7 protein-coding genes and 1 pseudogene are annotated in these 8,587 nt (G+C 70.8%); 6 read left to right on the top strand and 2 right to left on the bottom strand.

Annotation, left to right across the window (positions count from 1 at the left end):
* Positions 1-220: pseudogene (locus tag AAG827_RS21390) on the top strand (peptidase C60 sortase A and B); the annotation flags it as partial.
* Between the two features lie 154 nt (positions 221-374).
* Here AAG827_RS21390 and AAG827_RS21395 read toward each other — a convergent pair.
* Positions 375-893, bottom strand: coding sequence for a YbhB/YbcL family Raf kinase inhibitor-like protein (locus AAG827_RS21395; protein ID WP_341928234.1), 519 nt, complete (start codon positions 891-893; stop codon positions 375-377).
* Positions 894-962: 69 nt separating this feature from the next.
* Here AAG827_RS21395 and cobA point away from each other — a divergent pair, with 69 nt between their 5' ends.
* The 3 genes from cobA (at position 963) to AAG827_RS21410 (ending at position 5,136) form a co-directional block, all read left to right on the top strand.
* On the top strand, positions 963-2,186 hold the full coding sequence (cobA, locus tag AAG827_RS21400) for a uroporphyrinogen-III C-methyltransferase (RefSeq protein ID WP_341928235.1): 1,224 nt from the start codon (positions 963-965) through the stop codon (positions 2,184-2,186).
* Positions 2,186-2,989 carry an RNA methyltransferase gene (locus AAG827_RS21405; protein WP_341928236.1) on the top strand — a complete coding sequence of 268 codons (804 nt, stop codon included), beginning with the start codon at positions 2,186-2,188 and terminating at the stop codon, positions 2,987-2,989. Before cobA ends, AAG827_RS21405 begins: the two co-directional genes overlap by 1 nt.
* A gap of 158 nt (positions 2,990-3,147) precedes the next feature.
* Positions 3,148-5,136, top strand: a complete 1,989-nt coding sequence (locus AAG827_RS21410) for a hypothetical protein (RefSeq protein WP_341928237.1) — start codon at positions 3,148-3,150, stop codon at positions 5,134-5,136.
* Positions 5,137-5,228: 92 nt separating this feature from the next.
* On the opposite strand, the gene def is transcribed toward AAG827_RS21410, so the two are convergent.
* Positions 5,229-5,813 (bottom strand): peptide deformylase, encoded by a 585-nt coding sequence (gene def, locus AAG827_RS21415; protein WP_341928238.1) that lies wholly within the window; start codon positions 5,811-5,813, stop codon positions 5,229-5,231.
* A gap of 132 nt (positions 5,814-5,945) precedes the next feature.
* Between def and AAG827_RS21420 the strand changes: the two genes are divergently transcribed.
* Together AAG827_RS21420 and AAG827_RS21425 are read left to right on the top strand one after the other, a co-directional pair.
* Positions 5,946-7,310, top strand: coding sequence for an acyl-CoA dehydrogenase family protein (locus AAG827_RS21420; RefSeq protein WP_341928239.1), 1,365 nt, complete (start codon positions 5,946-5,948; stop codon positions 7,308-7,310).
* Positions 7,310-8,521, top strand: a complete 1,212-nt coding sequence (locus AAG827_RS21425; RefSeq protein ID WP_341928240.1) for an acyl-CoA dehydrogenase family protein — start codon at positions 7,310-7,312, stop codon at positions 8,519-8,521. Before AAG827_RS21420 ends, AAG827_RS21425 begins: the two co-directional genes overlap by 1 nt.
* The last annotated feature ends 66 nt before the right edge of the window (positions 8,522-8,587 follow it).

Genomic DNA, 8,587 nt, shown 5'->3' on the forward strand with positions numbered 1-8,587 from the left:
CCGCGACCCGATCACGGTCGCGACCCGGAGATCGGACGCAGCCGACCTGGCCTACGTCGTGACCTCGGTCCGCATCTACGGCAAGGGCAGGCTCGCGCGCCAGGCCGCGACGATCTTCGCGCAGGACGTCCCCGGCCGGCTGGTGGTCGTGACCTGCGAGGACTGGAACGGCTCGGACTACCTCAGCAACGTCGTCGTCGTGGCCCGCCCGCGCGCCTAGTCACGGTGCACAGCGGCGGATCGGTCACCCACCGCGCCTTCTCGGGTGTTGCGGTTGGTGACCAATCCGCAGGAGCCGGCTCGGCCCCAGGGCCTGCGGTTGGTGACCAATCCGCAGGCCCTCGGGCCGTCGTACGTCGCGTTCGGGCGAGCAATCAGTGCTGGTAGGTGCCGTGCAGGATCGCGCGGCCGGCGGTCTTGAAGGCCAGGTTGAACGACACCACGGCCGGTGAGGCGTCGGAGTCGACGCCCAGCGTCTCCTCCTGGACGGCGTGGACGACGAAGAAGTAGCGGTGCACCTGGTCGCCCTGGGGCGGCGCAGCCCCCATGAAGCCCTTCTCGCCGCCGTCGTTGCGGCAGTGGAAGGAGTTGCCGGGCAGGTCGCCGGCGGCCGCGCCCGTGTCGAGCGAGGTCACGTCGGCGGGCACGTCGACGAGCACCCAGTGCCAGACGCTGGGGGTGGGGGCGTCAGGGTCGAAGCAGGTGACGGTGTAGCTCTTGGTCCCCTCGGGGGCTCCCTCCCAGGACAGCTGGGGCGAGGTGTTGCCGGCGTCGGCGACCTGGTCGGCCTTGAGCGGCTGACCGTCGCTGACGTCTGCGCTGGTGACGGTGAAGGCCGGGACGGCGGGGAGGAGGTCGTAGGGGTCGGGGCTCACGGGCCGGTCGAGAGTCATGACCCTCAACGTAGTCCGCGTCGGACCCCCACAAAAGGACGCCGGGGCGTCACGCGTGAGAATGGTCGGGTGGACGACATCGCGACCTACCCGGCCGGCCTGCGACTGACGGGACGTCGCGTCGTGGTCGCCGGTGGGGGACACGTCGCCCAGCGCCGCATCCCGCAACTCCTGGCGGCGGGTGCCGACGTCCACGTGGTCTCGCCCAGCGTCACCCCCGCCATCGAGGGACTGGTCGGGGCCGGGGAGGTGACGTGGCACGAGCGTGGCTTCGAGGACGCGGACCTCGAGGACACCTGGTACGTCGTGGCGGCCACCGACGTCACCGAGGTCAATGAGCGCGTCTCGGCCGCCGCCGAGTCACGTCGCATCTTCTGCGTCCGCGCCGACGACGCGCAGGAGGCCACCGCGTGGACGCCCGCCGTCGGTCGCGCCGCCGGGTTCACCATCGCCGTCCTGGGCAGCCGCGAGCCGCGCCGTTCCGCGGCCGTCCGCGACGAGATCCTCACCGGCCTGCGCGACGGCACGATCCTCGCCCAGGACCAGCGACGCCACACCGCGGGCGTCACGCTCGTCGGTGGCGGACCCGGCGACCCGGACCTGATCTCGGTGGCTGGTCGCAAGGCCCTGATGGAGGCCGACGTCGTCGTCGCCGACCGGCTGGCCCCGCGCGAGCTCCTCGGCGAGCTGCCCTCCGACGTGGAGCTGGTCGACGTGGCCAAGCTGCCGCGCGGCCGCTCCGCCATGCAGGAGGAGATCAACCGGGTCATCGTGGAGCGCGCCCTCGAGGGCAAGCGGGTGGTGCGCTTCAAGGGGGGCGACAACTTCGTCTTCGGGCGGGGCTACGAGGAGGTGCTGGCCTGTCGCGAGGCGGGGGTGCCCGTCACCGTCATCCCCGGACTGACCAGCCCCGTCGCCGTACCCGCCGTCGCCGGCATCCCCGTCACCCACCGCGGCGTCGCCCACGAGTTCACCGTCATCTCTGGTCACCTTCCCCCGGGCCACGAGGAGTCGCTGACCAACTGGGACGCCGTCTCGGCACTGCGCGGGACCCTGGTGCTGATGATGGCCGTGCACAACGCCCCGATCATCGCCGCGACGCTGGTCGCCGGTGGCCGCTCGGCCCAGACCCCCGTCGCGGTGCTCTGCGACGGCACCATGCCGGGGGAGCGCACCGTGCTCGCCACCCTGGGCACCCTCGAGGCCGAGCTGGTCGCGCAGCAGGTGCTGCCGCCCGCGATCATCGTGGTGGGCGAGGTCGTGGCCGTGGCCCATCCCGAGCGCTTCGCCTGATGGCCCAGATCGTCGAGATCACCGACACCGACGACCCGCGGCTGGCCGACTACCGCGACCTGCGCGACGTCCAGCTGCGCAAGAACCTCGAGGCCGAGCACGGCCTGTTCCTGGCCGAGGGGGAGAAGGTCGTACGCCGTGCGGTCGAGGCCGGCTTCACCGCGCGGTCCTTCCTCATGGCGCCGCGGTGGCTCGACGGACTGGCCGACGTCCTGGACCGCTCCGATGCGCCGTGCTTCGTCCTCGAGGAGAAGCTCGCGGAGGAGGTGACCGGCTTCCACGTGCACCGCGGGTCGCTCGCCTCGCTGGAGCGGCACCCCCTGCCGAGCATCGAGTCGGTGCTGGCCGGGGCACGCTCGGTGCTCGTGCTCGAGGACATCGTCGACCACACCAACGTCGGGGCCATCTTCCGCAGCGGCGCGGCGCTGGGCTTCGACGCGGTGCTGCTGGCGCCGCGGTGCGCCGACCCGCTCTACCGTCGCTCGATCAAGGTCGGCATGGGGGCGGTGTTCACGATGCCCTGGACCCGCCTCCCGGACTGGGCCAACGGGCTGTCCGACCTGAGTGCGGCCGGCTTCACGACCGTCGCCCTCACCCTCGCCGACGACGCCGTCGCGATCGAGGAGGCCGTCGCCGGTCTCGACCGGGTGGCCCTTGTCCTCGGCTCGGAGGGACACGGCCTCTCCCAACGCTGGGAGGAGTCCGCCGACCGGCGCGCCGTCATCCCCATGCGCGAGGGCATCGACTCCCTCAACGTCGCCGCCGCCACCGCCGTCGCCTGCTACATCACCGCTCGTCGCTGATCGGCGGCTCTGGGCCTGCGGATTGGTCACCAACCGCATGTCTGGGGCGGCTGGACCTGCGGTTGGTGACCAAACCGCACCTGTTGACACGCGTCACGTCCGCCGAATAGCCCGGATCACTACTACCCGGGAGCGGCGCCGGTCGACAGCATGACGCCATGCTCCCTGCCTGGCGGTCGCCTGCCCTCACTCGGATCGTCGCGCTCCTGCTGACACTCGCCATCGCGGCGGGCCTGACGTCGTGCACGGGAGACGACCCACCGAGGCCGGACGGGGCGCCGCAGACGGCGACCACCCTCGGCGACACCATCGACCGCGACCAGCTCATCGCACTGCTCGCGCAGGCGGGGATCTCGACGTACGACGACGCAGCGGACGCCGTACCCGTCGTGGAGCCCGACACGGCCGGTCGGATGTCGTTGACGGGGTGGCAGGTCGAGACGATGGCACGTGAGCTCAATGCCGGGCGGGGCTACCTCGGTCGCGACCTCGACGCGTTGACGGGCACCAGTCCCGCGAGCGCGTCGGGCAGCGGAGCAGACAGCTCCGGAGGCAGCCTCACGCCCTCGGACGTCGCACCCCTCTCGGTCGTCCTCGCCGCTTGGATCAGCGCGGCGGAGACACCTGCTGCCGAGGCGGCTCGCGAGCTCATGGGGGAGCGTGACTGGGCCAACGACGCGCTCGACCTCGTCTACCCCAATGCGGTCATCGCCCTCTTCACCCAGGACATCTCGGCCGATCCGGCCGCGACCGGGCAGCCGACAGATCCCACCGCGAGCCCGGCCGTGTTCACCCGCGAGGGGCGCACCTCGACGGCGATGCTCCCGGCCAGGGCCGGGATCTGCTCGGACCTGGTCACCTTCCTGAGCGGCTCCCTCGACTCGATCGTGCAGTCGCTCCAGGTGCAGGTCGCCGAGGAGGGCGCCCTGTCGATCCTGGCCTCGATCTGGAACACCGTGGTGAGCATCGCCGCGTCGGCGGCGAAGATCGCGATCGGGGCCTTCACCTCCGCGTTGCTGGCTCCGGTGACCAAGGCCATCACCGTCGTGGCGGTGCTCTCCTCGGCAGCCTCCCTGCTGAACCCGTGGACGTTGAAGACCACGGTGTCGCCGAGCGACTCCCTCGGCCCCGGCACCGACGCGGTGGTCACCACGACCGTCGACACCGCGGTCGACTTCGAGTGGCCGGCCGATCTCAAGGACTGTGCCTCGACCATCGGTGGCGTGGAGCTGCCCGATCCCGGCAGCGCCAAGGGCAGCGAGGTCACGTGGACCTACCAGGACCCCGACCTCACCACGACGCTCGGCGAGCAGGACGAGAAGGTCGGCGAGGACGGTGCCGCCCGGCTGCGCTTCACCACCCTGCCGCAGGCCGACCAGGACGGCATCCCCGTCACGCATGCCGTGATCGTCAAGGTCGACCTCAAGCGCACGCAGATCGACAAGTTGACCGAGCTCGTCGACCGGATCGTCCTCGGCGCCCTCCCGGGGCCGGCCAGGGCCATCGTGGACACCCTCCTCGGGCCGCTGCGCAGCAAGGCCCAGGCCAAGCTCGCCGAGCTCCTCTCGGTGGCCGGTCCCACCACCGACATCCAGACCATCCGCTTCGAGCCCAACCCCGACCCCGTCGTCGAGGTCCCACCCGTGGAGGAGGAGGACTGCGCCACCGCAGCACCCTCCGTGATCCCCGACGGGGTGTGGAAGGGACCGATCGACCTCAAGGTCACCGGCAAGGGGCTCACCGGGCAGGCGTTCTCCGGAGGCAGGGGCACGATGACGTTGACCGTCAAGAACGACAAGGTCATCAGTGGCAGGTGGAACGTCGACTGGCTCTCCACCGGTCTCAGCTCGGAGGGTGGCATCCAGGTCGCGCTGCGCCTGCGCGGCAACGTCAACGGCGGTGTGAAGGGCTCGGCCGCCAAGCCACTGCTGACCGGGAGCTGGTCCCTGACCGGCCGCGCCGTCGTCAGCGTCGGCGGCGCCGTGCTGCCCCTCGGCTTCGACGGCAAGGCCTCGGAGACCATGCAGGTCGAGACGTCGTCGTGCGACCAGGTGAGCGGCACCTTCGTGCCGTCGTTCAACGACAACGCCGGTGGCGGGACGAGCTTCTCCGGCACGGCTCGCTGGTCCGGCGCTCGGGTGGGGTGAGCGCTGCGCCGACGCTCGGGGACATGTGGATTGGTCACCAACCGCAACGTGGAACGATCAAGATCTGTGGTTGGTGACCAAACCGCAGCCCCTCAGGCCGGCCAGCCAGCCGGATAGTCGTCGGCCGCCTTGTCGTGGGCCTTCTGGAGCTTCTTGCGCTGCTTGGTGCCGAGCCGGTCACCGAAGACGGTGCCGAGGGTGTGGTCGGTCTCGTGCTGGAGGCAGCGGGCGAGCAGCCCGTCACCGGCGAAGGTGACGGGGGAGCCGTCGAGTCCGGTGCCGGTGACGCTGGCCCAGTCCGGTCGCGCGCACTCGACGAACGCCCCGGGGAAGGACAAGCAGCCCTCCTCGTCGTCGTCGAGGAAGCGCTCCTTGCCCTCGGGCAGGGTGAGGACCGGGTTGCACACGATGCCGACGGTGCGCTGGCCCGACTCGTCGGGGCAGTCGAAGACGAACATCGCGACGTCCTGCCCGATCTGGCAGGCCGCCAGACCGACCCCGTCGGCGGCGTACATGGTGGCGACCATGTCGGCCGCTAGCGCCGCCAACGCGTCGTCGTACGACGTCACGCGCTGCTGCGGGCGGTGCATCACCGGGGTGCCCCAACGGGTCAGCGGGTGGACGGTGCCTCCGGTGGGGAGGGGGCCGTAGGGCGTCAGAGGAGGCTGATCGGGCACCCGCAGAGCCTAGGTCCACGGTCGAGCAGGGCGAAGCGGAGGTCGTCGCCCCCACCCCGGACATCGGGGGAGGTGACCTGGGCCACTCCCGCTTCTGTAGCGGTAGGTGTAACTCCGAGTTACATTATTTCCATGTCCCTGATCAACAGCCTCAAGCCTGGCGGCAAGCACGGTGTCCCCAGCAGCGAGTCACGCGACCCGATCGGCTTCCTGGTAGCCGGCCTCAACAAGCTCGCGCAGAGCGACCTGATCGACACCCTGCGCCTGCGCAAGCCCACGGAGCAGGCGGTCTTCACCGTCACCCGCAACGGCTTCAAGACGATGACGACCGCGAGCCGCACGTTCGCCAAGGCCGGCAGCAAGGGCACCGGCGGCGTCCGCGTCCCGGCTGCCCAGCCGACGGGTGTCTTCGACCTCACCCCGACCGAGGACCAGCAGATGCTGGTCGACGTCGTCACGGAGTTCGCCGACGAGGTCGTGCGCCCCGCGGCCGCCGAGGCCAACGAGACCTGTGAGGCTCCCGAGGCGCTGCTCAAGGCCAGCCTCGAGATCGGGCTGCCGATCCTGGGCGTGCCCGAGGCTCTCGGGGGCATCTCCGAGGAGCGCTCCGCCATGGCGGGCACCCTCGTCGCCGAGGCGCTCTCCCGCGGCGACCTCGGGCTCGCCGTCGCCACCCTGGCCCCCGGCTCGGTCGCGACCGCGCTCGGCCTGTGGGGGACCGATGCCCAGCAGCAGACCTACCTGCCGGCGTTCACCGGCGACGACGTGCCCGCCGCCGCGCTCGCGCTCAACGAGGCCACCGTCCTCTTCGACGTCCTCCAGCCGACCACCACCGCCACGAAGACCGCCGACGGCTACGTGCTCTCCGGCGTCAAGACCCTCGTGCCCCGTGGTGCCCAGGCCGAGCTCTTCGTCGTCGGTGCCTCGCTCGACGGCAAGCCGGTCCTGTTCCTGGTGGAGTCGTCCGCCGCCGGCCTGAGCGTCGAGGCCGACCCCGCGATGGGCGTGCGCGCCGCGTCGCTCACCCAGCTCCACCTCGACCAGGTCACCGTCCCCTCCGACGCCGTCCTCGGCGCCACCGACGGCACGACGTACGTCGAGTGCGTGCGCCTCTCGCGCCTCGCCTGGTGTGCGCTGGCCATCGGCACGGGCCAGGCGGTCCTCGACTACGTGACGCCCTACGTCAAGGAGCGTCAGGCGTTCGGCGAGCCGATCGCGCACCGCCAGTCGGTCGCCTTCATGGTGGCCAACATCGCTATCGAGCTCCAGGCCATGCGCCTGGTGACCTACAAGGCGGCCGCCCGCGCCGCTGCTGGCAAGGACTTCGCCCGCGAGGTCGCGCTGGCACGCAAGATCTGCGGTGACAAGGGCATGCAGATCGGTCTCGACGGCGTCCAGCTGCTCGGTGGCCACGGCTTCGTCAAGGAACACCCCGTCGAACGCTGGTACCGCGACCTCCGCGCCGTCAGCATCATGGAAGGAAGCGTGCTGGTCTGATGATCAACCTCGACGACCCGAAGAAGTTCCGTCCGCTGGTGGGCCAGGCCCACCAGGTCGCGATGAACATGCTGCGCCCGATCTCGCGGAAGTACGACCAGGCCGAGCACGAGTACCCCCAGGAGCTCGACATGCTGGCCGCCATGATCGACGGCCTCTCCGACTCGGGCGCCTCCGAAGGTGCGGGCGCCGCCGGCGTGCGCCGCGAGGAGAACGACGGCGACAAGACCGTCAAGAACGGGGCCAACCTGGCCTCGGTCATGTCGATCGCCGAGATGTGCTGGGGCGACGTGGGACTGCTGCTCTCGATGCCCCGTCAGGGCCTGGGCAACTCCGCCATCGCGTCGGTCGCCAACCCCGAGCAGCTCGAGCGTTTCGACGGTGTGTGGGCCGGCATGGCGATCACCGAGCCCGGCGTCGGCTCCGACTCGGCCAACATCAAGACCACGGCCACCCTCGACGGCGATCACTACGTCATCAACGGCGAGAAGATCTACGTCACCTCCGGTGACCGGGCCGATGCGATCGTGGTGTGGGCGACGCTTGACCGCGACCTGGGTCGCGCCGCGATCAAGTCCTTCGTCGTGCCCAAGGGCACGCCCGGCATGCGCGTCGACCGCCTCGAGCACAAGCTCGGGATCCGCGCCTCCGACACTGCGACGATCATCTTCGAGAACTGTCGTGTGCCCGCGGAGAACCTCCTCGGCTCGCCCGAGGTCGACGTCAAGCAGGGCTTCGCCGGTGCGATGGCGACCTTCGACAACACGCGGCCGCTGGTGGCGGCGATGGCCATCGGGTGCGCCCGTGCCTCCCTCGACCTGACCCGTGACCTGCTGGAGCAGGCCGGCGTCGTCGTCGACTACGACCGTCCCGCGATCGTCCAGTCCGCGGCAGCCGCGAAGCTCCTGCAGATGGAGGCCGACTGGGAGGGCGCCTACCTGCTCACCCTGCAGGCGGCGTGGATGGCCGACAACCGCGAGCCCAACTCGCTCGAGGCCTCGATGGCGAAGGCGAAGGCGGGCCGGATCGGCTCCGACATCACGCTCAGCTGTGTCGAGCTGGCGGGCTCGGTCGGCTACAGCGAGGCCGAGCTGCTCGAGAAGTGGAGCCGCGACTCCAAGATCCTCGACATCTTCGAGGGCACCCAGCAGATCCAGCAGCTCATCGTGGCCCGCCGGGTCCTGGGTCTCTCGAGCGCCGAGCTGAAGTAGCGACCGCCCGCCACATCCGGGGGAAGTGGTGGGTAACGACAGAGCGGCGGTGGGCCTCAGGCCCAC

Origin of the sequence: Nocardioides psychrotolerans (genome assembly GCF_943371775.1) — a bacterium.
GTDB classification, from domain to species: domain Bacteria; phylum Actinomycetota; class Actinomycetes; order Propionibacteriales; family Nocardioidaceae; genus Nocardioides; species Nocardioides psychrotolerans_A.

Bases quoted from the DNA above. Each gene is read 5' to 3' on its own strand.
- AAG827_RS21395 (WP_341928234.1), bottom strand. From the start codon at position 893: ATGACTCTCGACCGGCCCGTGAGCCCCGACCCCTACGACCTCCTCCCC.
- AAG827_RS21405 (WP_341928236.1), top strand. From the start codon at position 2,186: ATGGCCCAGATCGTCGAGATCACCGACACCGACGACCCGCGGCTGGCC.
- AAG827_RS21410 (WP_341928237.1), top strand. From the start codon at position 3,148: ATGCTCCCTGCCTGGCGGTCGCCTGCCCTCACTCGGATCGTCGCGCTC.
- AAG827_RS21420 (WP_341928239.1), top strand. From the start codon at position 5,946: ATGTCCCTGATCAACAGCCTCAAGCCTGGCGGCAAGCACGGTGTCCCC.
- AAG827_RS21425 (WP_341928240.1), top strand. From the start codon at position 7,310: ATGATCAACCTCGACGACCCGAAGAAGTTCCGTCCGCTGGTGGGCCAG.